General features: G+C 64.8%; 19 protein-coding genes and 1 pseudogene. 8 read left to right on the forward strand and 12 right to left on the reverse strand.

Translation table 11 applies throughout. The features are described 5' to 3' along the window. From AC1DNE_RS24980 to AC1DNE_RS25005, 6 genes and pseudogenes are all read right to left on the reverse strand, one after another. Nucleotides 1–370, reverse strand: a pseudogene (locus AC1DNE_RS24980) (hypothetical protein); the annotation flags it as partial. 102 nt (nucleotides 371–472) lie between these two features. Beyond that, a complete protein-coding gene (locus tag AC1DNE_RS24985; RefSeq protein WP_441472218.1) occupies nucleotides 473–1,258 on the reverse strand; it encodes an inositol monophosphatase family protein in 786 nt (261 codons plus the stop codon). Between the two features lie 9 nt (nucleotides 1,259–1,267). Then, nucleotides 1,268–2,008 (reverse strand): amino acid ABC transporter ATP-binding protein, encoded by a 741-nt coding sequence (locus tag AC1DNE_RS24990; RefSeq protein ID WP_441472217.1) that lies wholly within the window; start codon nucleotides 2,006–2,008, stop codon nucleotides 1,268–1,270. Beyond that, on the reverse strand, nucleotides 2,005–2,706 hold the full coding sequence (locus tag AC1DNE_RS24995; protein ID WP_441472216.1) for an ABC transporter permease: 702 nt from the start codon (nucleotides 2,704–2,706) through the stop codon (nucleotides 2,005–2,007). The genes AC1DNE_RS24990 and AC1DNE_RS24995 overlap by 4 nt, the downstream gene beginning before the upstream one ends. Further along, nucleotides 2,703–3,398, reverse strand: a complete 696-nt coding sequence (locus tag AC1DNE_RS25000; protein WP_441472215.1) for an ABC transporter permease — start codon at nucleotides 3,396–3,398, stop codon at nucleotides 2,703–2,705. The genes AC1DNE_RS24995 and AC1DNE_RS25000 overlap by 4 nt, the downstream gene beginning before the upstream one ends. A 63-nt stretch (nucleotides 3,399–3,461) precedes the next feature. Continuing rightward, the gene (locus AC1DNE_RS25005; RefSeq protein ID WP_441472214.1) at nucleotides 3,462–4,280 is read right to left on the reverse strand and encodes a transporter substrate-binding domain-containing protein; all 819 of its coding nucleotides are present in this window, start codon (nucleotides 4,278–4,280) and stop codon (nucleotides 3,462–3,464) included. Between the two features lie 203 nt (nucleotides 4,281–4,483). Here AC1DNE_RS25005 and AC1DNE_RS25010 point away from each other — a divergent pair, with 203 nt between their 5' ends. Continuing rightward, on the forward strand, nucleotides 4,484–5,584 hold the full coding sequence (locus AC1DNE_RS25010; RefSeq protein ID WP_476765275.1) for a pyridoxal phosphate-dependent aminotransferase: 1,101 nt from the start codon (nucleotides 4,484–4,486) through the stop codon (nucleotides 5,582–5,584). A gap of 38 nt (nucleotides 5,585–5,622) precedes the next feature. Here the strand turns inward: AC1DNE_RS25010 and AC1DNE_RS25015 are convergent, their stop codons facing one another. Together AC1DNE_RS25015 and AC1DNE_RS25020 are read right to left on the reverse strand one after the other, a co-directional pair. Then, nucleotides 5,623–6,486 (reverse strand): helix-turn-helix domain-containing protein, encoded by an 864-nt coding sequence (locus AC1DNE_RS25015; protein WP_441472213.1) that lies wholly within the window; start codon nucleotides 6,484–6,486, stop codon nucleotides 5,623–5,625. A 61-nt stretch (nucleotides 6,487–6,547) separates the two neighbouring features. Then, on the reverse strand, nucleotides 6,548–7,828 hold the full coding sequence (locus AC1DNE_RS25020; protein WP_476765235.1) for a cysteine desulfurase-like protein: 1,281 nt from the start codon (nucleotides 7,826–7,828) through the stop codon (nucleotides 6,548–6,550). A 488-nt stretch (nucleotides 7,829–8,316) separates the two neighbouring features. Here AC1DNE_RS25020 and AC1DNE_RS25025 point away from each other — a divergent pair, with 488 nt between their 5' ends. From AC1DNE_RS25025 to AC1DNE_RS25050, 6 genes are all read left to right on the forward strand, one after another. Next, nucleotides 8,317–9,186 (forward strand): helix-turn-helix transcriptional regulator, encoded by an 870-nt coding sequence (locus tag AC1DNE_RS25025; RefSeq protein ID WP_441472211.1) that lies wholly within the window; start codon nucleotides 8,317–8,319, stop codon nucleotides 9,184–9,186. A 166-nt stretch (nucleotides 9,187–9,352) separates the two neighbouring features. Then, complete coding sequence (locus AC1DNE_RS25030; protein WP_476841263.1) at nucleotides 9,353–11,530, forward strand: TonB-dependent siderophore receptor; 2,178 nt, start codon at nucleotides 9,353–9,355, stop codon at nucleotides 11,528–11,530. A 9-nt stretch (nucleotides 11,531–11,539) separates the two neighbouring features. Beyond that, nucleotides 11,540–12,385, forward strand: a complete 846-nt coding sequence (locus AC1DNE_RS25035) for an alpha/beta hydrolase (protein WP_441472209.1) — start codon at nucleotides 11,540–11,542, stop codon at nucleotides 12,383–12,385. Next, nucleotides 12,382–13,491, forward strand: coding sequence for an ABC transporter substrate-binding protein (locus AC1DNE_RS25040; protein ID WP_441472208.1), 1,110 nt, complete (start codon nucleotides 12,382–12,384; stop codon nucleotides 13,489–13,491). The genes AC1DNE_RS25035 and AC1DNE_RS25040 overlap by 4 nt, the downstream gene beginning before the upstream one ends. A gap of 46 nt (nucleotides 13,492–13,537) precedes the next feature. Further along, a complete protein-coding gene (locus AC1DNE_RS25045; RefSeq protein ID WP_441472207.1) occupies nucleotides 13,538–14,653 on the forward strand; it encodes a DUF2218 domain-containing protein in 1,116 nt (371 codons plus the stop codon). Between the two features lie 480 nt (nucleotides 14,654–15,133). After that, a complete protein-coding gene (locus tag AC1DNE_RS25050) occupies nucleotides 15,134–15,937 on the forward strand; it encodes an LssY C-terminal domain-containing protein (RefSeq protein ID WP_441472206.1) in 804 nt (267 codons plus the stop codon). A gap of 74 nt (nucleotides 15,938–16,011) precedes the next feature. Here the strand turns inward: AC1DNE_RS25050 and AC1DNE_RS25055 are convergent, their stop codons facing one another. From AC1DNE_RS25055 to AC1DNE_RS25070, 4 genes are all read right to left on the reverse strand, one after another. After that, entirely contained in the window at nucleotides 16,012–16,434 is a 423-nt protein-coding gene (locus AC1DNE_RS25055; RefSeq protein WP_441472405.1) for an organic hydroperoxide resistance protein, read from the reverse strand. Between the two features lie 223 nt (nucleotides 16,435–16,657). Further along, entirely contained in the window at nucleotides 16,658–17,305 is a 648-nt protein-coding gene (locus tag AC1DNE_RS25060) for a cysteine hydrolase family protein (RefSeq protein WP_441472205.1), read from the reverse strand. Nucleotides 17,306–17,342: 37 nt separating this feature from the next. Beyond that, nucleotides 17,343–17,870, reverse strand: a complete 528-nt coding sequence (locus AC1DNE_RS25065) for a hypothetical protein (RefSeq protein ID WP_441472204.1) — start codon at nucleotides 17,868–17,870, stop codon at nucleotides 17,343–17,345. A gap of 73 nt (nucleotides 17,871–17,943) precedes the next feature. Next, the gene (locus AC1DNE_RS25070) at nucleotides 17,944–19,221 is read right to left on the reverse strand and encodes an epoxide hydrolase family protein (protein ID WP_441472404.1); all 1,278 of its coding nucleotides are present in this window, start codon (nucleotides 19,219–19,221) and stop codon (nucleotides 17,944–17,946) included. A gap of 299 nt (nucleotides 19,222–19,520) precedes the next feature. Between AC1DNE_RS25070 and AC1DNE_RS25075 the strand changes: the two genes are divergently transcribed. Next, nucleotides 19,521–22,373 carry an ATP-binding protein gene (locus AC1DNE_RS25075; protein ID WP_476765232.1) on the forward strand — a complete coding sequence of 951 codons (2,853 nt, stop codon included), beginning with the start codon at nucleotides 19,521–19,523 and terminating at the stop codon, nucleotides 22,371–22,373. The last annotated feature ends 429 nt before the right edge of the window (nucleotides 22,374–22,802 follow it).

Raw genomic sequence — 22,802 nt, forward strand, 5'->3', positions numbered from 1 at the left:
CGCCGAGCTCGGCGAGGACGGCCGGCGGCTGCGGCCCGGCTTCACCCATCGGGATGCCCTGAAAGGCGCGCTGGACCCAGACCATGCGCTGCTGACCCTCAGCATCCGCCACGTTCTGCCAGAAGCGCTTGCCCTCCGCGGGGAGGAGGTGCGGCAGCGGCAGGGTCGGATCGGCGGCGAGCGCATGATTGATCGCAGCGCATTGCTGCTCGACGAGGGCAGGCTCGCCCTGCGGGCGCATCGCCTTGACGATGACGTCGCCCTCGCTGGTCCGGCCACGGAAGTTGAGGTCGTATTCGCCGCCAACGCGACTCAAATCGCCCACAATGCCAAACTGCGCACAAACGCCACCCAGCCAACTCTCGGTCATGCTTACTCTCCGGGCCCCATCGACCGGCATTGATCGAAGCGCCACCATGCGTGCGGCGGCGCCAGCAAGGCTGGACGCTTAGCGTCGCCTGATCACGGCAGTTCAACTCGCGGCGGACAGTCTCGCCAGGGCATGGCCGTGCAGGCTGCGATCGCCGGCTGCGGCGATCTGGCCCTTCCAGTGCAGATCGATCGGCCTGCCGGCCCAGTCACTCACGACACCGCCGGCGCCCTCGATGATCGCCGCGGTGGCGAAGACGTCATAGGGATCGAGGCCGCCATCGACGGCGAGATCCGTATTGCCGCGCGCGAGGCAGCCATAGGAGTAGCAGCTGCCGCCATACTGGGTGAAGGCGACCGTCCGGTCGAGGCGCCCGACGGCCGCGCGCTCCGCATCGGTGAGGAAGCGCGGGTTGGAGCTCGTCAGGAAGGCCCGCTCCAGGCCGTCGCAGGGCTTGCAGCGCACGGGCTTGCCGTTGTGATCGGCCGAGACGCCGGCGATGCCGGACATGCGTTCCCGCGTCGCCGGCAGATCCATGACGCCGAGCCAGGGACGGGCGGCGCGCGCCACGCCGATCAGGATTCCATAGACCGGAATGCCGGCAATGAAGGCGGCGGTGCCGTCGATCGGATCGATGACCCAGACGAATTCGCGGTCGAGACCATAGGAGCCGAACTCCTCGCCGAGAATGCCGTGATCCGGATAGGCGGCCTCGATGCGTTCGCGCAGGCGCTTCTCGATGGCGCGGTCGGTCGCGGTGACGAAGCTCTGGTCGGCCTTGTAGTCGATCGTATGAGTCGCCTGCACGGCTTCGGCAACGATGGCGCGGCCTTCATCGGCAAGCCGGCCGGCGAAGGCCAGGAGTTCGGTGGCGATGGCGTCGGTCATGTCGGTCACTCAGTGCGAGAGGATCTGGCCGAGGAACTGGCGGGCGCGCTCGCTTCTCGGCTTGGAAAAGAAGTCATGGGGCGTGGCGGTCTCGACGATCTCGCCGGCATCCATGAAGACGATGCGGTCGGCCACCGAGCGGGCAAAGCCCATCTCATGGGTGACGCAGACCATGGTCATGCCGTCGCGCGCGAGATCGGTCATCACGTCCAGAACCTCCGAGATCATCTCGGGATCGAGCGCCGAGGTCGGCTCGTCGAAGAGCATGATCTGCGGGTTCATGCAGAGCGCGCGGGCGATTGCGACGCGCTGCTGCTGGCCTCCCGAAAGCTGGATCGGGTATTTGTCGGCCTGGTCTGCGATGCGGACGCGCTTGAGATAGCCCATGGCGGTCTCGCGGGCCGACTCCTTGTCCTTCCGGCGGACGAGGCGTTGGGCCAGCATCAGGTTCTTCACCACGGACAGATGCGGGAAGAGGTTGAAGCTCTGGAACACCATGCCGACCTCGCGGCGCACGGCGACGGCGCTGCGTTCGTCCGTCAGCGCGGTGCCGTTGACGGTGATGCGACCGCTGTCATGGCTCTCCAGCCCGTTGATGCAGCGGATCATCGTCGATTTTCCGGAACCGGAGGGGCCGCAGACGACGAGCTTCTCGCCCTTGGCGACGTCGAGGCTGACATCCTTCAGCGCCCGGAAGCTGCCGAAATTCTTGGACACCTTGTCCAGCGTGATCTGCGCGGGCGATGTCATGCCGAGGCATCCCTCTTCACATAGCGGCTGGCATAGGCTTCCAGATGGCCGAAGCAGAACTGGAAGAACCAGGCCATGACCAGGTAGATCAGCGCCGCCGCGATGAAGATCTCGAAAGGCGCGAAGGTCTTGGAGACGATGGTGCGTGCGACGCCGGTGATCTCCATCAGCGTCACGGTGCTGGCGAGCGCGGTCGCCTTCATCATCGAAATGAATTCGTTGCTGTAGGCCGGCAATGCCAGGCGCACGGCGATCGGCGTGGTGATGTAGACGAAGCGCTGGCGCGGCGAGAGGCCGAGCGCCCGGGCGGCCTCGTTGACGCCCTTGTCGACGCCGAGCACGCCGCCCCGCAGGATCTCCGATATATAGGCCGAGCTGTTGAGCGTGAGCGCAAGGACGCAGCAGCCGAAAGGCTGGCGCAACAACGGCCAGAAGATGCTTTCCCGCACCGCCTCGAACTGCGGCAGGCCGTGATAGATGATGAAGAGCTGCACCAGGATCGGCGTGCCGCGCAGGAAGTAGATATAGGCCTTCGCCGGCCAGGTCAGATACCAGCGCCCGCTGATGCGCAGGAGCAGGATGACGATGGCGAGCATCAGCCCGAAGAACATCGACAGGAAGAGCAGCTTGAGAGTCAGGCCGATGCCGGCGGCGATCTGCGGCAGGCTCGACAGGATCAGGTCGACATCGAAGCTCATCGCGCCGCCTCCATATGGCGGTTCGCGTAGCGCTCCAGCGCCCAGACGACCAGGGTGATGGCCGTCGTGATGGCGAGGTAGATCGCGGCGACCGTCATGTACATCAGGAAGGGCTTGTGCGTGACGGAGGTGGCCATCTCGCCGACGAACACGATCTCCTCGAGGCCGATGACCGAGATCAGGGCCGTATCCTTCATCACCGACAGCATGTGGTTTCCGAAGTTCGGCAAGGCGAGGCGCCACATCTGCGGCATCCGCACGTAGAAGAAGGTCTGACTCCTGGTCAGGCCGAGGGCCAAGGCGGCCTCGACCTGGCCGTGCGGGACGCCGAGAAAGGCGCCGCGGAAGGTCTCGGTCATGTAGGAGCCGACGATCAGGCCGATCGCGAGCGCGCCGGCCCAGAAGGGCGGCATGTCGACGAATTTGATCTGCGGATCATAGAGATGGGCGAGCTTGGTCAATACGACGGCGATGCCGAAGTAGAACAGCAGCAAGACGACCAGTTCGGGCGTGCCACGGAAGACCACCGTATAGGCCTTCGCCAGCGTCCGCGCGAGGCGGCTGCGCGACAGCTTGGCGCTCGAGCCGACCAGGCCGAAGATCACCGCCAGGATGAGAGCGGCCACAAAAACCCTCAGAACCGTCAGGGTCCCGAAGAAGAAATCATCCCACCAGCCGGAAAGCGCGGCCATTATCCCTCCCCTTCATCCGGAAACGAGCCGGCATTGCCGGCCCGCTGAGCCCGTTGGCGTCAGTTACTGGCCGACGCCCTTCCAATTGTCCGGGCTGATGGAGAAGGGGAAATATTTGCGGCTGTACTTCTCGAGCGAGCCATTCTCGATCAACGTCTTCAGCGCGCCGTCGATCCGGTTCTTCAGCTCGTCCTGGCCCTTGCTGATGCCGATACCGACGCCGATGCCGAAGAATTCGCGCTCGTCGATGGCGGGCGAGACGAACTCGAACTTGGCACCCTGATCGGTGGAGAGAAAGTCGAGATAGGCCTTCATCGGATTGGTGATGGCGATGTCGACGCGGCCGTTGCGCAGGTCGAGCAGCATGGCCTGGGCGCCGTCATAGAGCTGGATGGTGGCGCCCGGCAGCTTGGCTTCGATCCATTTCGCGTAGGTCGAGGCGCGTTCGACGCCGACCGTAAGCCCCTTGAAGGCGGCCGGGTTTGGCTTTCCGGCCTCGTCGAAGAGCTTGAGGTTCTTGCCCTTGGGACCGAGGAAACGGCCGATGGAGACGCGGTAGGGGATGGAGAAATCCATCTTCTGCAGGCGTTCGTCGGTGATCGACATCGACGCGACGATGATGTCGAACTTGTTGGCGAGCAGAGCCGGGACCATGCCGTCCCATTGCTGGCAGACATACTGCAGATCGACTTTGATCAGCTCGGCGACGCCTTTGGCGACGTCGACGTCATAGCCGGCCATCTGGCCGCCGGGCGTGCGGTAGTTGAACGGCGCGTAGGTGCATTCCATGCCGACCCGAAGCGTCTCCGCCTGGGCCGTCACTGCGTTGAGCGTGCCGAGGGCCATGAACGCCGCCGACAGAAGCCAGTTTTTGATCGCCATGCCGCTTCCCCTTCTCGGAATTGTCTTTTCATCTCGATCGTCAGACGGGTTGCGTCTCCTGCGCGCCCTCATCTAGCCGGCGCAGTTTCGACCGATCGAAGAGGGGATGTTATCCCCCTGAGGGAGGATGGTGCGGGGCCGGCGAGGCTGCGTAGGTTTCGGGCAAAGCGATCCGTTGCCTGGGGAGGCAGATCTTGAAATTCGTGCGCATGCCGATTGAAATCGAAGCACCGGAACAGCTCGGTTACGAGACGATCCGGCGCAATCTCTCGGAAAGTTCAGTCGCGGACCGGCGGTTGGGCGATCTCAACGTCAACCTCAACGACGTGCTTCTCTGCTATGGCGACCACAAGGGCAGCATCGACCTGCGCGACACGGTGGCCGGCCTTGGCACGGACCTCGGGGCCGAGGATGTGCTGATTACGGCTGGCGCTTCGGCGGCGCTCTTCATCGTCGCGACATCGCTGCTCGACGCCGATCAGCACCTCGTCGTGGTGCGCCCCAACTACGCCACCAATATCGAGACGCCACGGGCGATCGGCTGCGACATCAGCTTCATCGATCTCGATTTCGAAGCCGGCTTTCGCCTCGATCTCGATAAGATCGAAGCCGCCATTCGGCCGAATACCCGATATGTTTCCGTCACCTACCCGCATAATCCGAGCGGCGTGATGATCAGCGAGGCGGAGCTTCGCGCGCTGGTCGCCCTGGTCGAGCGCAAGGGCTGCCTGCTGCTCTTCGACGAGACCTATCGCGAGATGACCTTCGGACCCGTTCTGCCCGTGGCGGCGTCGCTGAGCCCGCGCGTGATCAGCGTCTCGTCACTGTCGAAGACCTACGGCATTCCCGGCATCCGCATCGGCTGGCTGATCTGCAAGGACCCCGTCCTTATGCAGACCTTCCTGGCTGCGAAGGAGCAGATCGGCATCTCCGGCAGCATGATCGACGAATATGTCGGCTATGTCGCCCTCACCCAGCGCCAGGATTGGCTCGGACCGAACAACCGCCTGATCCGGCAAGGATTCGAGATCGTCCGCGACTGGATCGCGCGCGACGAATTCATGGAATGGGTCGAGCCCGAGGGGGGTTGCGTCTGCCTGCCGCGCATCAGGCCCGATGTGAAGATCGACCTGCCGGCCTTCTACCAGCGGCTCTACAGCGTTCATGGCACCTATGTCGGCGCGGGGCACTGGTTCGAGATGCCCGACAATTATTTCCGCATCGGCTTCGGCTGGCCGACGCTGCCCCAGCTTTCGGAAGGGCTGGACGGGATTTCGGCCTCGATCCGCGAAACCTTGCGGTAAGCCGGCGGCGCTGAGCGCCGCCCCCCGGAGGGCTCCGATCAACCAGACTCCGCTTGGCTCGGAGCCTGGCCACTGCCGACCAACGCTGTTTCCCTCTGCTTCTGCAGGGACATCAGGAACAGCGAGAACAGCTCCTGCTGCGTCGAAAGGCCGAGCTTGGCATAGAGGTTCTGGCGGTGCGTTTTCACCGTCGTGACGGAAATGCCGAGGTTGCGGCTGATCGACTCGCTCGAATGCCCCTTCAGAATCATGTGCGCGACATTGCATTCGCGCGGGCTGAGCTGGCCCTTGCCGAAATCACCGAGCAAGGCGTCGAAGGAGGTCCAGCGCGCCTCGGATTTGCTGTCCTTGCCGCAATGCTGCCAGATGCGCCGGTAGATCGCGCTGACCAGTGGCTCGATGGCGCACAGCGTGTCGCAATCGGTATCGGAGAAGCCGCCGAGGCTGACGCGCCGATAGAAACTGATCTCGGCGAGCTCGTTCTTCGGCAGCTCGATGGCGATGACCACCTCCTCCATGCCGGCCGGCCAGCCATAGGTACGATAGCCTAGCTCTTCGTCGGCCTGCTGCTGGACCTTGAACTGCCGATAGTGATCGGAGCTGAAATAGGCGTCGGGAGCGAGATCGCGCAGGCGATAGACACCGGCTTTCAGGCCGCCGAGATAGGCGTTGTAGACGGGATTCAGGAGGTAGGTGCCCTCGATGTAGAGCTCGAGCGCCCTCTTGCCCGTCCGGTCCGGGAATGTGTCGGCGACATAAACCGGCGCCGCGTCGCGCCGATAGACCACCGACATCGCGAATTTGAACGGCACGACGTGGTTGATGGCGTCGAGCAGGAGATAGGGGGCGTCGGAACGGTCGCAGCGATCGATCGCCTTCGCAGCGCTCGCGTTGAACGCCACGACCTTTTCCGCCAGATGATTCAACGCGACATACCCCCGTTCCGGTGCGCCGCCCGCCGCTTCAGGCTAGCATGCAGGCATCCGCCCCAACAATCTCGGCGATGGCGGCGAGCGTCCGCTCGATCTCCTCGGCCGTGTTGTAATGAGCGATGCCGAGCCGCACCACGCCCTCGTCCTCGTCGAGCCCGAGCAGGCGGGCCGGCTCGAGCGCGAAATTATGGCCCGACCAGGCATAGATCTCGCGCTCGGCCAGGGCCTTGGCGAAGACATGGGTCGAGATCGTGTCGTGAGTGAAGGAAATCGTCGGCACGCGATGGGCGAATGCGGCGGGGTCCGATATGCCCATGATGGTGATGCCGGGCAGCCCCCGGAGCCCGCTGATCAGGCGATGCATCAGCCGATTCTCATAGGCCTCGAAGCTGCGATAGCCCCCGAGGAGCTTGTCACGGCGTGAGCCGCCGTGGCCGGTGATGTCTCCGAGCCAGGCGAGATAGTCGACCGTCGCGGCCAAGCCCGCCAGCAACTCCGTCTGCGGCGTGCCGGTCTCGAAGCGTTCCGGCAGGGCGTCGCTGGCGCAGCGCACCTTGTAGGGTTCGAGCTGCGCCAGAAGCGGCTCGCGCCCCCAGACCATGCCGAGATGCGGGCCGAAGAACTTGTAGGACGAGCAGGCGAGCATGTCGCAGCCGAGCGTTGCGACGTCGGGCAAGCGGTGTGGGACGAGCTGCACGGCATCGACATAGACGAGCGCTCCGGCCTTCCGCGCCATGGCACTCAGGGCCGCGACATCGTTGACCGATCCGGTCATGTTGCTGGCGAAGTTGAGCGCGAGCAGGCGCGTGCTGCTGCTCAGCAGCGGGGCGAGGTCCGCCGGCTCGATGCGCCAGGTCTCGCGGTTGAACGGCAGCCACTTCACGGTCAGACCGAGGTCGCGCGCGAGCAACAGCCAGGGCGAGACATTGCCCTCATGCTCCATGCGGGTGAGGATAATCTCGTCACCGGGGGCGAACAGGCGGCCGATCGAGCGCGACAGATGCAAGGTTAGCGTCGTCATGTTCTGGCCGATGACGATTTCGCGTTCGCTGGCGGCGCCGAGCAGATCGGCGACAGCGCGGTGAGCCGCCAGCCAGATCGCGTCAGCCCGCTTCGAGCCGGCGAAGGAGCCACCGAGATTGCTGCTCGCTTCCGCCATCGCCCCGGCGACGGCATCGATGACGGGCTGCGGCACCAGCGTTCCGGCCGGGTTGTCGAGATAGATCGGCGGGCGGGATGTCTGCGACAGCGCCGGAAAGCGTGCGCGCACGGTCTCGACGGGGAATGTCTGGGGCAGCGCTTGGGAGTTCATTCGATCGCCTCGGACGAGATCTGGAAACCGCATCGGCCTTCGCCATGCTCCTTCCAGCTAGTCCGATCGCGAGGCGGCTGACCATCATCCCCGGGGGGGAGGTCCATGGTGAAGCACCCCGAGCCGCCTTCAGGCCAGATCCAGAATGCTGGCAGGATCGTCATGACCGCGAACGGCAGCATCGCATGCGCGGCCACGCCGAGGCGTCGACGATGCCGAGCGCCAGCGGGAGCTGGTTGGCCGCTCGGTTCCGCCCCGGAAGGATCATCCAGGCGAAGGTCCGAAACTCGTCCAGAACGGCAGGAGGACCCAGATGACCAGCGCGTTGCGGCTTTGGGGTGCGGCGTTGGCGAGGTCCGGTATCGCGTGTTTGCTGCCGACACGAGAATCGGCTTCCCAGAAGCTTCCTTTTTCTTAGAATGTGTAAAATATTGATTTAATTGATATTTTTCCTCGCCCTGCTATTTTGGCCGGGTTACGAGGATATGATGGTTCCCAATCCGCTTCCGTTTCAGCGTCCCACCCCGGCGACGCCGCTTCAGCTCTTCTCGGATAACCTGGCCCTGTCCGCCGGGGCATTCCCGGTAACCTCGGGCGAGCGCATCATCGGGCCGATGCGGCGCGGCCTCAAGATCGCGGTGATGCTCGACGGCCGCCAGTCCCTCGAACTCGACGATCGGCCGCCGCTGACGATCGAGGGCCCGGCCTTGCTGATCGCGGCCAATAGCGGCGAGCACCTCCAGCAGCGCACGGGCATCACCGGCGGCTCGCTGCGCTGCGCGCTGATGCAGCTCGAGCTTAATTTCGTCGAGCAGGAATTTTCGGTGCCGATGAAGCGCCTGTTCGCCCTGGCCGGCTGCGTCGATGCCGGCATCTGGGTGCGCCCGGCCGGAACGGTGCTGCGCGCCCTCGCCCAACAGATGGCCGATTGCCCGGTCGCGGAACCGCTGCGGCCACTCTATCTCGGCGGCAAGGCGCTGGAGCTGGCGGCGCATGCGCTCGACGAGTTGCTCGGCCCGCCGGCCCAGCGCACGCGGCGCCTGCCCGGCCGGACGCGCGAGCAGGTGCATCTGGCGCGCGATCTGCTGCTGGCCGCGATGCGCGAACCGCCGAGCCTCGCCGAGCTGGCGCGCGCCAGCGGCCTCAATCCGACGAAGCTGACCGCCGCCTTTCGCAGCGAATTCGGCGCCAGCGTCTTCGGTTACCTGCAGGAGCAGCGGCTTCAGCATGCGCATGCATTGATCGCGAGCGGCGAGGCAAGCGTCGCCGAAGCGGCCTTCCGGGTCGGCTATACGCCGGCGCATTTTTCCGGGCTGTTTCGCCGCCGCTTCGGCTTGCAACCGAGCGCATTGCGATAGTCGTGCAATGCCGGAATTCGGCCGGCTCTTTGCATTCGAGCCATTCGAAACTGCCCCGAAAGAAATACTGCCGCGAGCGAAAGTCGAACGCATTGCGAGCACGTGCCGGTTCTTGAAAGAAACGCGGTCGGTGGGCCGCGATCCGGCGGCGGGCAAGGATTTGATCATGACAGGAGTTCCGGTCCGGGCGCGTGCAGCGCTGATGTTCGGCGTCGCGGCCGCTGCGATGACGATCGCGGACGGCGCCAGCGCGCAGCAGCAGCAGGCCGGCACGGTCAGCCTCGACACCATCGAGGTGCAGGGCGAGCGCGCCTCCGGCCCCGTCGACGGCTATATCGCGCGGCGCAGCGACACGGCGACGAAGACCGACACCCCTCTGATCGAGACCCCGCAGGCCGTCAGCATCGTCACCCGCGACCAGATGGACGACCAGGCCGCAACCACCGTCAGCCAGGCCCTGCGCTATACGCCCGGTGTTCTCGGCGAAACCCGGCTCTCCTCCGGCGGCCGCTATGACAGCGTCTTCATCCGCGGCTTCGGCGGCGCCGGCACCGGTGCCGGCTTTGTCAATTATCTCGACGGGCTGCGCTATCAGCGCGGCGTCAACTTCCTGGTGCCGAGCTACGAGCCCTGGGGGCTCGAGCGCATCGAGGTGCTGCGCGGCCCGTCTTCTGTCATTTTCGGGCAGGTGAAGCCCGGCGGCCTCGTCAACCTGGTCTCGAAGCGCCCGCTCGACGTACCCCATGGCGAGATCCAGTTCCGGTACGGCACCGATCAGCGTGCGGAGATGGCCTTCGATGTCGGCGGCCCCATCGACCCGGCCAAGACCTGGCTTTATCGCGTCGTCGGCCTGGGACGGGCCGCGGACACCCAGGTCGACTACACCCGGGACGAGCGCATCTTCATCGCTCCCTCCGTGACCTACCGCCCGAACGGCGCCACCAGTTTTACCCTGCTCACCTCGTTCCAGCGCGACCCCGAAACCGGCTTCTACGGCTTCATCCCGGCGATCGGCACGGTGTTGCCGAGCAGGGCCGGCCGCATCCGCAGCGAGTTCTTCCCCGGCGAGCCGAATTTCGAAGGCTACAGCCGCAACCAGCTCAATATCGGTTACACCTTCGAGCACCGCTTCAACGACGTCTTCAGCTTCCGCCAGAACGTTCGCTATTCCGATCTCGAATCACGTTTCCGGACAGTGGCGGTCGGCGGCATCGCAGCGGACCAGAAGACGTTGACGCGCCGCGTCACCATGTCGAACGAGAAGGCGCGCACCGCGGGCGTCGACAACCAGCTCCAGGCCGACTTCCGCACCGGCCCGCTGACGCACACGCTGCTGCTCGGGGCTGACGGCTACTGGACGGATGGCAATGCCTGGACAGGCGCCGGCGGCACGGTCCAGAACCTCGACTTCACCAACCCGGTCTATGGCCGCACGCCCTTCGCCCTGCCGGCACTCGCCGGCACCGACCAGACGACGCAGCAATACGGCCTCTACATCCAGGACCAGATCAAGCTCGACCGGCTGTCGCTTCTGGTCGGCGGCCGCTTCGATCGCGCCATGGCGCGCACCCGCGCGCTGAGCACCGGCGTCCTGACGAAGCAGGATGACGATGCCCGCACCGGCCGCATCGCCCTGATGTACAATTTCGACAATGGCCTTGCGCCCTATGTCAGCTACTCGACCTCCTTCGAGCCGCAGGCGGGCACGACCTTCGCCGGTGCGCCCTTCAGGCCGACGGAAGGGGAGCAGTATGAAGCCGGCCTCAAATACGAGCCGCCGGGCAGCAACATCCTGTTGCAGGGCTCGGTCTACCAGCTCACACAGAGCAACGTGCTGACGACCGACACCGCCCATGTCGGCTTCTCTGTCCAGACCGGCGAGGTGCGTGCCCGGGGCGTCGAGCTCGAAGCCCGCGCCCGCCTGTTCGAGGATCTCGACCTCGTCGCCGCCTATACCTACACCGATGCCGAGGTGACGAAGAGCAGCGGCGTCGATCTCGGCAAGCGGCCTCCGGTGGTGCCGCGCAACATGGCCGCGCTCTGGGCTCATTACACCTTCAGGACGGGCCTCTTCGCCGGCCTCGGCCTGGGAGCGGGCGTGCGCTATGTCGGCGGCGGAGCCGGCGATCCCGGCAACACCTTCTGGACCGACGCCTACACGCTGGTCGATGCCGCGATCAGCTACGAGTTCGGGATCGCGAACCCCGCGCTCAAGGGCTGGAAGCTGCAGGTGAACGCGCAGAACCTCTTCGACAAGGAATATATCTCCGGCTGCTACGCCGCCGTGCAGTGCTCCTTCGGCCTGCGCCGGACCGTGCTGGCGACGCTGTCCTACAAATGGTGAGGGTCTCGCGTGCCTTTGGACGATAATCGGGTTGCCCGGGCGGAACTCGCGCCATTCGCACTGGCGCAGACCGGAACCTTCGACCTGACCGCGCGGGACGGCTCCCCCTATCGCATCCTCGTCGCCTGGCCGGATGCGCCACCGCCGGCCGCGGGCTATCCCACAATCGTGCTGGTCGACGGGCAGGCTCTGTTCGCCACGGCTGTCACAGCGGCGCGGTTGCAGGCCATCCGCACCGACGTGACCGGTATCGAGCCGGCCGTGATCGTCGGTATAGGCTATCCGGGCGAGGCTCCCTTCGATGCCGAGCGCCGGCAGCGCGATCTGCTGCCGGTCGAAGGCGGCGCCGACCGCTTCCTGGCGACCATCGTCGATGAGATCCTGCCGGCAGTGGCCGAACACATTGCGGCCCTCGATCCGAACCGCCGCACGCTCGTCGGCCATTCCTATGGCGGCCTGTTCGCGCTTCATACGCTGTTCACGCGCCCCGGCCTGTTCGGCGCCCACGTCGCCGGCAGCCCGTCGATCTGGTGGAACGAACGGGCGATCCTGCTGGCGGAAGAGCGCTTTCGCTCCGGCACAGGCTTCGCCGGCCGGCTGATGATCGCGGTCGGCGGGGCGGAGCAGGACGAAACTGGCAACGACGATCCGCGCCGGCGCGAGCGGCGGGCCATGGCGCGCATGCGCGACAACGCCGCGGAAATGGCCGCGCGCCTCTCCGCCTCGGGCCGGGTGGAGAGCTCGTTCGTCGAATGGCCCGGCGAGAACCATGTCTCGGTGATCCCGGCCATGCTCTCACGGGCCGTCGGCTTCGCACTCGCCGCACCAGGCTCCTCCGGACGGAGGGCGGCATGAGCTTCGCGCTTTCCCGCCGCTCGCTGATGCTCGGCGCCATTGCTGCGTCGGCGCTGATCCACGCCGCCCGCGCGCAGGCCGTCACCGCGTCCGACGTGCTTGGCCGCACCATCACGCTCAAGGCACCGGCCAAGCGCATCGTCCTTGGGCAGGGCCGGCAGATCAATGCGCTGGGCCTGATCCATCCGGACCCGGTCAGCATCCTCGCGGGTTGGGGCAGCGACTATCGCCGCCAGAGCCCGGACACCTTCGCACGCTATCAGGCACGCTTTCCCGCCATCGAAGCCCTGCCGCTGGTCGGCGACGGCGCGACGCAGGGCGGTTTCTCCTTCGAGCAGGCGATCGCGCTGGCGCCCGACCTGATGGTGCTGAGCCGCTCGCTCGCCGGCACCCGGCGCGGACCGGGCGATCTGGTCGAGCGCTTCGAGGCCGCCGGCATTCCCGTCGCAGTGATCGACTTCTTCCTCGATCCGCTCAAGGACACCGTGCCGAGTCTCAGATTGCTCGGCACGCTGATCGGGCAGGAGAAGCGCAGCGAACAGCTGATCTCCTTCTATCAAGGGCGGCTGCGCATGATCGCAGAGCGCATCAAAGGTGCGCCGGTTCCCGACGTCTTCATCCACGCCCATGCCGGCGGCATCGAATGCTGCATGTCGCCGGGCCGCGGCACGCTCGACGATTTCATCACCGCCGCAGGCGGCCGCAATATCGCGACCGCGCTCGTGCCCGGCGCGACCGGGCAGATCAGCCTCGAACAGCTCCTCGTCTCCGATCCGCAGTTTTACGTGGCGACGGGCGGGACGCATCTGGCGAAGCAGGGCGGGCTGGTGCTCGGCCTCGGCGTCGACCCTGCCACAGCGCAGGAGAGCTTCCGGCGCCTGCTCGCGAGCCCCGGCATCGCGACGCTCAAGGCGGTGTCCGAACGCCGCGCCTACGGGCTCTGGCATCTGTTCAACGACACCCCGCTGCATGTCGTCGCAATCGAGCGATTGGCCAAATGGCTGCACCCCGCCCGCTTTGCCGACATCGACCCGGCCGCGACGATGGCCGAGGCCGCCGCCTTCTCGGCGATCCCGCTCGACGGCACGCTCTGGATCGAGCCTTGAGCCATCCAGCCGCCGCCCCCTCATTCCGCACCTGATGGAGACCGCGATGCTCGCAACCCGCGCCCGGATCGCCCTGGCCGATCCTCTTGCGGTCCTGACGCCGCTCTGCGCCCATCTGGTCGAACACGACGCGATCGTCGAAGCCGGCCCCGAGACGATGCGCATCACGTTGGAAGGTGCCACGGCCACGCTGAAGCCGCATGCCGACGAGCTGGAGGTCATGGTCGAGGCGCCCGGCCTCGCAGCGTTGCGCGCCCTGCGCTCCGCCATCGCCAGCCACGTCATCGCGTTCGCGCAGAACCAGGCCCGACCGGAAATCCGCTGGAGCGGCGACACCACAGGTCCCTCGCTCGCGCCCGATTTCCGAATCCTCGCGGTGACGGCGGTCGAAACGCTGACGCCGCATATGCGCCGCATCCATTTTGCCGGCGAAGCGCTTGATCGCTTCGATTCGCTCGGAGCGTTGCATGTCCGGCTGTTCATCCCGCCGGCCGGGCTCGCCGAGCCGGTCTGGCCGATGCTGGGCGAAGACGGTCTGCCCATCGCCCTGCCGTCGGAGCAGCGCCCTGCGATCCGCAAATACACGATCCGCGCCATCGACCCCGCGGCCGGCACGCTCGCAATCGATTTCGTGCTCCATGACGATGCAGGGCCGGGCTCGACCTTCGCGGCAAAAGCCAGACCGGGCGACCGCATCGGCATGGCCGGCCCCGGTGGACGCGGACTGCGCGAGGCACAGCGCCATATCTTTCTCGCAGACGAGACCGGCCTGCCGGCCGTGGGCCGAATGCTCGCCGCCCTCCCCGCCGATGCCACTGGCCTCGCCATTGTCGAAGTCGCTGGTGCCGCGGAGGAACAGGCCCTGGCCAGGCCCGCCGGCATGGCCCTGCGTTGGTTGCACCGCGGGGCCCAGACTGACTCGCGTCTCGCCGAGGCTTTCGAGGAACTGTCCTGGCCCGTCGACGGCCCCGACGTCTATCTCTGGGCGGCGGCGGAGCACGCGACCTTCCTGCGCCTCCGCGCCGGCGCCCGCACGCGGTTGCGGCCCGACCGGGACCGGCATCTCGTCGTCAGCTACTGGCGCGCCGGCATGGCCGAGGAGCAGCACGCTGCGGAAAAGCGAACGGCGGCCGATTCCGGGAAAGTGACAGCCCCTTCTTAAGTAATCGACCGGCGGATGGAGGTTTTCTGGCTTCGAAGCTCAAGAAAGCACCTGATCGCGCTACCGAAATCCAAGGCGATGCGAGGCGCTCCCGACCTGCGGAAGCGGTCCAACCCGCTGCTCGCTCTCGGCGTAGCCTGTGCCCGAGATCGCGCAGCCTCCGGCGCGGGCAGGGGGTGGTCACGGCCCTACTGCCCTACAATATCGGCGTGGTCGCGGTCCTCGCCATGGCCTGGGGGGGGGTCGGGGCCGGTCGGCGTCGCATTCTGGCCAGTGTTGGCTCACGCCGGGCTAGCGATCTGGTGCATCGCCGGCCTGCTGATGCGTCCCTGGTTCTGTGAGCGGAGTTCGTTCGAATGTCTTGTGCTGGACCGAGAACGGGTCCGCCGATACTCTGCTCGTAACGTCAGCACAGGCAACGAGTTTCCCCAGCGGGGCGCCCCACAGAATGCGGGGATTGCAATCGAGTTGATGTCAGAAATGGGACAGATCGCGAGCAGGCGACGGTGGTGGATCGTTCTGACAGGTGTGCTCGTCGGCTACCTGCTGCTTGCCTATCTGATACTGCCCCTCCTTTGGCGTCACCATGAACATGAGCCGGGCCTCGCCTCCTTGCCCATGGTGACACGCACCGCAAGCGGTATCCCAGGCGACGCGCTTAATGTCGGGTTCGTCGGCAGCAAGGATGATGCCCTCCGCGCCATGCATGCGGCAGGCTGGTATCCGGCAGACCCGATTACGTTGCGGACGAGCATCGAGATTGTCGGCAGCGTGGTACTCGACCGGCCCTATCATGAGGCGCCTGTCAGTCCGCTGTACTACGATGGAAGAAAAGAACAGCTCGCGTTCGAAAAACCCGAGGGTACGAGTGCGGACCGCCGACACCACGTGCGCTTCTGGATGGTCCTTGAGAAGGGGAATGGCGGGCGGCCGGTCTGGCTCGGCTCAGTCACTTTCGACCGGGGCGTCGGCTTCAGCCATGACACCGGTCAGGTGACGCACCACATTGCACCCGACATCGACGCCGAGCGCGATATGCTGATGCGTGACCTCGGCAAGGCCGGCATGGTCCAGGACTTCTTCCAGATTTCCGGAGTGGGCCCAACCTTGTTCGGCCGGAATGGGGAAGGCGACCCCTACTATACCGATGGGGAGATCCACATCGCCACTCTGGTGATCGATGGCATTAGGCGAGTCGAGCCGCCTGTGACGATTCCCGCGCCCCCGCTCATAACGCTCAAGGATCAGATCTGGCACGGCGTCAGCGATGCAATCGCAGATTGAGCTCGGCCTTCGGGTCGAGAGCCGATCTCAGTTCGTGGATGCGCGCGCGGATCAAGCTTTTCAGGTGGTCTTGTTCAGATCAGCCTGATCGAGACGTCTATGTTTCCGCGTGTGGCCTTGGAGTACGGGCAAATCTGATGCGCCTCATCGACCAAGGACTGAGCGACCTGCCGGTCCACGCCGGGGATGCCGACATTGAGGCGTGCGGTCAGAGAATAGCCGTCCTCGTTCGAAAAATTCAGGTCGACCTCGGCGTCGAGCGTGACGTCACCCTCGATCTTGATGCGCTTTTTCTGGGCGACGATTGCGATCGCGCTTTCGAAGCAGGCCGACCACCCGGCCGCGAATAATTGCTCGGGATTCGTGCCCGTCCCGGGTGTGCCTGGCGTGGAAAGCCTGACGTCGAGGTGTCCGTCGGAGCTTCGCGCGACGCCGGCCTCGCGCCCGCCGCTGGTGTGGGTCCGGGCGGTGTAAAGGACCTTGGAATTGTTCATGATGCACTCCTCGTTTGGGGTTGGAATGAGCCATGCGCGGCCTGTCGTCAGGCACTTTCGATCCTGCTTCTGCGATATCCATGATCGCGTCGGCGAAGGCTTCCCGAGGCGTTCATGCGAGAACTCTTCGCTCGGCGCATTGCGATGATGCCGGTGCCCGATTGAACGGTGAGGGAAGCGGGCCGGGCTCTAAAGATCCGCACCTCGCCGGCCGCCCTGCTCGGGCCTAATGAGCGACGGCTTCGGCAGTCGCAACCGACAGAGCGGCGAGGATCTCCCTCGTCGTCACGATGGCGCTGGCGTAGTTGGGCATGTTGATCTCCAGCGCGGCGTGCATCATCTCGTCGGAGTAGTCGGCGACAGCGTCTTTGACGACCGTCACGTCGTAGCCAAGTTCGGCGGCGAAGCGGACTGTCGCCTCGATGCAGGTGTGGGCGACCAGCCCGATCACGATGAGCCGGTGAATACCGTGCCTCTTCAGTTCCAGATCGAGGTCAGTGTTGGCAAAGCCGCTGGAACACCAATGCTCGGATGCGACAACCTCGCCCGACGCCGGAAGGAACTCGGCTTTGAACTCGCCGCCCCAGGTGCCGTATTCGAAGCTTTTGCGCTGCCAGGCGAGACGTTGGACGGGGGCGATATATTTCCAGTTCTCGTAGTCGCCGGGACGATAACGGTGGTGCATGGCGAAGAACACCCGAAGCTTCGCTTCGCGCGCGGCCTTCAGGATCTGCTCCATATGCGGTACACAGTTGTTCGCCTCGGCCACAGCCTTGATACGTGGCCAGATCTTGCCGCCTTCGGAAATGAAGTCGTTGTATGGATCCACCACCAGGAGACCGGTGATGTTCGGGTCGTAGGATAGATCCGTCATGGCACTCTCCCCTCGCGGCGGCGGCCGCCCTGGATCATCAGTCGTTCTCGAGCGCGGCGCGTTCGATGCTGGCTGCGAACAAAGGCGTCTCGCCCTTGTTGTGCGCGATGGACATCGGCTGGCGCTGCATGCGGAAGATGTCGAAGGGGATCCCTTGCCGGTCCAGGAAGGCCAGCATTTCGGCGGTCGCGAACGACTGCACGCGATTGGTGAATTCGCACCGCTCCTTGTCGATCGCCTTGACGCTCAACTCCCAGGTCACATGGATGCTGGTTCGGCCGGTAGGCGTAAAGACGTCGGACTCGGAGTCGAGGATGAGATGGTCCTTGTCGCCACGGGTTTCGACGTAGTGCTGGACCATCAGGCTGCCACCGATCGTCTCGACATTGATCGACATGCGCCTGCCATCCGGCGCCGTCGTGAAACCAGCGGCGATGTGAGCCGGCGAGCATCCCTGATAGTCCTTCTCCGGAAGTGAGAAGCACCATGTCGGAAGGTCGATTTTCTCGATCGGCGCATTGATGATTGCTGAGAAGCTGGAATCGACGATCTGGTTGTCGCTCATGGTCTTTCTCCTTCGCGAGATGGGCGCGCATGCGTAGGAATGGCGGCGCGGATCGAACGCGCGGCTGCAGCCGTCAATTTGATTTGCGAAGCGGCCTGAAAGCGGTCCGCAGGTCGGCGGTCAGCAGCATTGGTTGCTCCCAGGCTGCAAAGTGACCACCCTTGTTGGGTCGGTTGTAGAAAATGAGGTTGGCATAGGCTTTTTCCGCCCAGCTTTTCGGCGCCTGGTAGATCTCGTCCGGAAAGGCACTGACCCCGACTGGAATCTTGATGCCACGCGGATCGAAGAAGCCGCCGCTGGGAAAATGCGCGTTATCCCAATAGAGGCGCGCCGACGAGATCGCGGTGTTCGTCAGCCAGTAGAGCGTGATGTTGTCGAGCACATCTTCGGGGGTCAGTCCCTCTTTTTGGCCATCGAAGGAACGAGCGATCATCTGGTAGCTGCGGATGTCGTGGTCGAGCATCCAGGCGGCGAGGCCGATCGGCGAATCCACGATGCCGTAGAGTGTCTGCGGCCGGTTGTTCATCTCGATCGCATAACCCAACCCGTTCTTGTTGAAATCGTCGAGCTGGTCCCAGGCCCGCTTCTCGTCAGGCGACAGCTCGGCCGGCGCCGGTCCTCCTGCGGCAAGAGCCTTGGAGATCTCGGCTGGCACGGTGGCCGCCATGTTGGTGTGGATGCCTACCAGTCCCGGCGGTTCCTGCACCGCCATCAGTTCAGTGATGGCATTGCCCCAATCGCCACCCTGGGCGACATATTTCGTGTAGCCGAGGCGCTGCATCAGCACGGCCCAGGCCTTGGCGATGCGAGGTGGATTCCAGCCCGGCTCCCGCGGTTTGCCAGAAAATCCATAGCCCGGCAGCGAGGGAATCACGACATGGAACGCATCGGAGGCGCTGCCGCCGTGGGCCGTCGGATTGGTCAGGGGCTCGATGATCTTGAGCTGCTCGATGATCGAGCCCGGCCACCCATGCGTGATGATGATCGGAAGCGCATTATCGTGCCTCGACCGGACATGGATGAAGTGGATGTCGAGACCGTCTATCTCGGTGATGAACTGCGGCAGAGCGTTGAGCCGAGCCTCCACCCGGCGCCAGTCGTAGTCATGCGCCCAATAGGCGGCGAGCTTGCGGGCGGTTGCCAGCTGCACGCCCTGCGTGTCGCCGGCAACCGTCTCCCGATCGGGCCAGCGCGTCGCAGCAACGCGCCGACGCAGGTCGGCAAGCTGCGCCTCCTCAAACTTCACGTGAAATGGACGAATAGCGTCGCGTGCCGGCGCTGCGGAGAGCGGCGACGGCAGCAGGCCCGCCGAGCCGACGGCGGCAATTCCCATCGCGGCCCCCAGAACCATGCGGCGGTCCTGATCGATCTTGCCGATTGAATCCTCAGACATGGCCCGCTCCTCGGTTGGGAAATGCCACCTGCACCCTGGTGCTGCCTGGACACTGCAGGAGAAGGCCGCGCCTGGCTCGTTATGGCTTGTGAGGAACTATTAGGTCTTCGGAGTGGGGGCCAATCTTCCGCCGCGCGGCGACTAACGAAGAGCACTTGCCATCCGGCCGTATCCGGCTCCTAGTTTCTCCGGCCAAAATTTGGCCGGGCGATCGCCCAAACCACGCCAAAGCAAGCGCCGACGCGAAAGATGACGCCATGGCAAGCGCGGTGAGCGGAGACAGCGCGGGATTTCTCTTCGGTCCGTTCAGGCTGTCCGTCAGCGAAAGGTTGCTCACCAAAGACGGCGTGCCCGTCAGAATGGGCGGGCGCCCTCTGGACCTGCTGATTGCGCTCGTGGCCCGGCCCAACGAGATCATCAGCAAGAAGGACCTGATGGCTGAGGTCTGGCCTGATGCGCGTGTCGAGGAAGGCAGCCTGCGGTTTCACATGACGGGCCTACGCAGGGTGCTCGGAGACGGCCAGCACGGGGCACGCTACATCACCACCGTTCCGGGCCGAGGTTACTGCTTCGTCGCTCCTGTTACAGGCAGGCCCGTTGACCGTAACGGCGTGAAGGCCCGCCCACTCCATTTCTCACACGCCAACCTGCCGCCGCGTCTCGGGCGGATGATCGGCCGGGATACCGATGTTCTTGAACTGACCGAGCAACTGGCGCAGTGCCGTTTCGTCACCATCGTCGGCCCCGGCGGCGTCGGCAAAACCACTGTCGCGATTGCCACGGCCCATCGGGTGGCGGAGAGCTTCGCAGAACATGTGCTGTTCGTAGACTTTGGCGTCATCAGCGATCCCAGATTGGCTGCGACGTCTGTAGCGTCCCTGCTGGGCCTGCCGGTGCAGGCCGAGGACCCGACGCAGGACCTCATCCGATTTCTGAAAGACAAGCGTCTCCTGCTGGTCCTCGATACGTGCGAACATCTCGTCGAGGCGATAGCCGCGATGGTGGCGGCCATTCTGGAGGCCGCGCCGCAGCTGCAAATTCTCGCAACAAGCCGAGAGGCTCTGCGCGTCGGGGGCGAGCGCGTCTACAGGCTGGACGCGTTGGCCTGTCCGCCCGAGGCGCCAAGGCTTGCGGTGAGCGATATGCAGCAGTTTCCAGCGACGCAACTTTTCCTCGAGCGCGCAGCGGCAAGCGGCGCGCGCCTCGACGTGGGAGATTTGGAGGTCGCAATCGTCTGTCACATCTGCCGCAAGCTCGATGGTGTCGCGCTTGCCATCGAGCTTGCAGCCAGACGTGTCGAGACGTACGGGCTCGAGCAGACGGCGGCCCTGCTGGAGCAGCGGCTGACGCTCCTCTGGCACGGGCTGCGCACCGCCCCGCCGCGCCAGCAGACGCTGCAGGCGACGCTCGACTGGAGTTATGGCCTCCTCTCCGACCTGGAGCGCGCAGTGCTGCGCCGGCTCGCGGTCTTCGTTGGGCATTTCACGCTTGATGCGGCGTTGGAAGTGGTGACGAACGATACGCTCGACACGGCCGCAGTCTTTGCGGCGATCGACAGCCTCGTCGAAAAATCGATGGTCGCCACGCGTCCCCTTGGCGCGATGATGCGTTACCGTCTGCTCGATACGACACGCTCTTATGCGATTAATCTCACCACGGACAAAGCAGAGCGGACGGAGTTGGCCGCTCGCCACGCCTCGTATTACCGGAGGTGGCTGGAGCAGAACGGAAGCGAGTGGTCGTCGCTATCGACGGGGGTGGAGCGGGCACCGCATTACGCCGCCCTCAACAATGTGCACGCGGCACTGGAATGGTGCTTCACCGATAACGGGGATGCGCAAGTCGGGATTGGACTTGCCGCCGCCGCAGCTCCGGTTTTCCGCGCCATGGGCCTGCTGCCCGAATGCCATCGTTGGACCGAACGGGCGCTGCGGGCCCTCGACGAGACAAACCGGGGCAGCGGCGAGGAAATGCAGCTGCAGGCCTCATTCGGCGTGTCCCTGATGTTCACGCGTGGACACAATGAGGCAACACTTGCGGCGCTGGAGAGAAGCTTCGAGATCGCCGAAACGCGCGGGGACCACCTCAACGCGGTGCGCCTGCTGGGGCCACTGTTCATCTATCATCTGCGAAGCGGGGAGTATGGAAACTGCATGCGATGCGCCGAGCGCTGTTCGGATATCGCGGGCACGCTGGATGATGCCGTCGCGACCTCACTTGCCCATACTCTGCTCGGCCTCACCTTCAGCGTCACGGGTCGGCTTGCCGATGCGCGCTCGGAGCTAAAATCCGCTCTCGAACCTCAAAACCCGGCAACCAGCCGGCAAATTCATTTCGGCTTCGATTACTATAGCTGGGCCGAAATCGGCTGGGTGACTACGCTCTGGATGCAAGGCTATCCCGCACAGGCGCGTAAAGCCGTGGAACAAGCCTTCAGGGAAGCAGAAGCGATCCGTCACCCGATTGCATTCGGGATCGTGCTGAATGCCGTCGCTGCACTCTTGTGGCTCGGCGATCTCGATCTTGCGGAGGAACATCTGAACTCGTTTATTTCCCGCGCAGAAACGCACGCGTTTGAGCCGTATCTTCACATGGGCAATGCGTTCAAGGCCGAACTCGTGATCCGGCGTGGCGATGTCGAAGCGGGCGTGGCGATGCTGCGAAAGCACATCGAGAAGCTTCATGAGGCGCGCTTCGAACTCTTCACGACACGCTTCCAGATCGTCCTCGCCTCGGGGCTCAAGGTAGCCGGTCGCCATGCTGACGCTTGGAGGCTTGTGGAGGAAACGGAACGGATGATCGAAGTGAAGGGCTACAAATCCTACCTTCCCGAACTTCTGCGCCTGAAAGGCGGCATTCTCGCCGCGGCTCCCGAATTGAGCCACACGGAGGCGGAGGCTTACTTCGCGCGGTCCCTGGAACTATCCCGGACCCAGGGAACGAGAGCGTGGGAGGTCCGAGCCGCGACCGACCTTGCATCCCTCTGGGACCGGCAGGGTCGCGCGGCTGAAGCCCATGCGCTCCTGCGACCAGTTGTCGAGCAGTTCACGGACGGCGGCGATACTCCAGACCTGACCGCGGCTGCCAAAGTGCTCGAAAGGTTGGGGTAGCGGGCTCGTTCAGGTCTTCACGAACTCCGGATCTGATCCGGCCCCGGCCGTCGCATACGCTGCCCCGCTCCTGGCGAGAGGTCCGGCTTGTTCATCGGTGGATGGGTCGGCCTATCCCTCCGCCAGAAGCCGGATCCCCACCGCGCCTGTGATCCGGATGGGACGATGGCCCGGCCCGCAACGGTCGGCTTGGCACGAGCAAGGGGATTCCGACGAGCGGAGATTTGACGCAGCAACTGCGTTCGCCACGCCGTCATTCGTGCGGATGATCTGGCGGAGGATCTCCCCACTCCCGATATCTAATTCAGATGCCGGTGCTCGGCCTGTCTGTTCCAAGAACCTGACATGGCGAGACGATGTGCCTTGGCACGATGAGCGCGTCGGCGCAGCGAGAATGGGAACGAACCCAACTCCGAAAGGGGAGTAGCC

The organism is Allobosea sp. 05L423 (genome assembly GCF_056397745.1).

What these genes read in the sequence shown, in the direction of transcription:
- AC1DNE_RS24985 (WP_441472218.1), bottom strand. Translation starts at nt 1,258, where the DNA reads ATGACCGACGCCATCGCCACCGAACTCCTGGCCTTCGCCGGCCGGCTT.
- AC1DNE_RS24990 (WP_441472217.1), bottom strand. Translation starts at nt 2,008, where the DNA reads ATGACATCGCCCGCGCAGATCACGCTGGACAAGGTGTCCAAGAATTTC.
- AC1DNE_RS24995 (WP_441472216.1), bottom strand. Translation starts at nt 2,706, where the DNA reads ATGAGCTTCGATGTCGACCTGATCCTGTCGAGCCTGCCGCAGATCGCC.
- AC1DNE_RS25000 (WP_441472215.1), bottom strand. Translation starts at nt 3,398, where the DNA reads ATGGCCGCGCTTTCCGGCTGGTGGGATGATTTCTTCTTCGGGACCCTG.
- AC1DNE_RS25005 (WP_441472214.1), bottom strand. Translation starts at nt 4,280, where the DNA reads ATGGCGATCAAAAACTGGCTTCTGTCGGCGGCGTTCATGGCCCTCGGC.
- AC1DNE_RS25020 (WP_476765235.1), bottom strand. Translation starts at nt 7,828, where the DNA reads ATGAACTCCCAAGCGCTGCCCCAGACATTCCCCGTCGAGACCGTGCGC.
- AC1DNE_RS25025 (WP_441472211.1), top strand. Translation starts at nt 8,317, where the DNA reads ATGGTTCCCAATCCGCTTCCGTTTCAGCGTCCCACCCCGGCGACGCCG.
- AC1DNE_RS25030 (WP_476841263.1), top strand. Translation starts at nt 9,353, where the DNA reads ATGACAGGAGTTCCGGTCCGGGCGCGTGCAGCGCTGATGTTCGGCGTC.
- AC1DNE_RS25040 (WP_441472208.1), top strand. Translation starts at nt 12,382, where the DNA reads ATGAGCTTCGCGCTTTCCCGCCGCTCGCTGATGCTCGGCGCCATTGCT.
- AC1DNE_RS25045 (WP_441472207.1), top strand. Translation starts at nt 13,538, where the DNA reads ATGCTCGCAACCCGCGCCCGGATCGCCCTGGCCGATCCTCTTGCGGTC.
- AC1DNE_RS25050 (WP_441472206.1), top strand. Translation starts at nt 15,134, where the DNA reads ATGGGACAGATCGCGAGCAGGCGACGGTGGTGGATCGTTCTGACAGGT.
- AC1DNE_RS25060 (WP_441472205.1), bottom strand. Translation starts at nt 17,305, where the DNA reads ATGACGGATCTATCCTACGACCCGAACATCACCGGTCTCCTGGTGGTG.
- AC1DNE_RS25065 (WP_441472204.1), bottom strand. Translation starts at nt 17,870, where the DNA reads ATGAGCGACAACCAGATCGTCGATTCCAGCTTCTCAGCAATCATCAAT.
- AC1DNE_RS25070 (WP_441472404.1), bottom strand. Translation starts at nt 19,221, where the DNA reads ATGGTTCTGGGGGCCGCGATGGGAATTGCCGCCGTCGGCTCGGCGGGC.
- AC1DNE_RS25075 (WP_476765232.1), top strand. Translation starts at nt 19,521, where the DNA reads ATGGCAAGCGCGGTGAGCGGAGACAGCGCGGGATTTCTCTTCGGTCCG.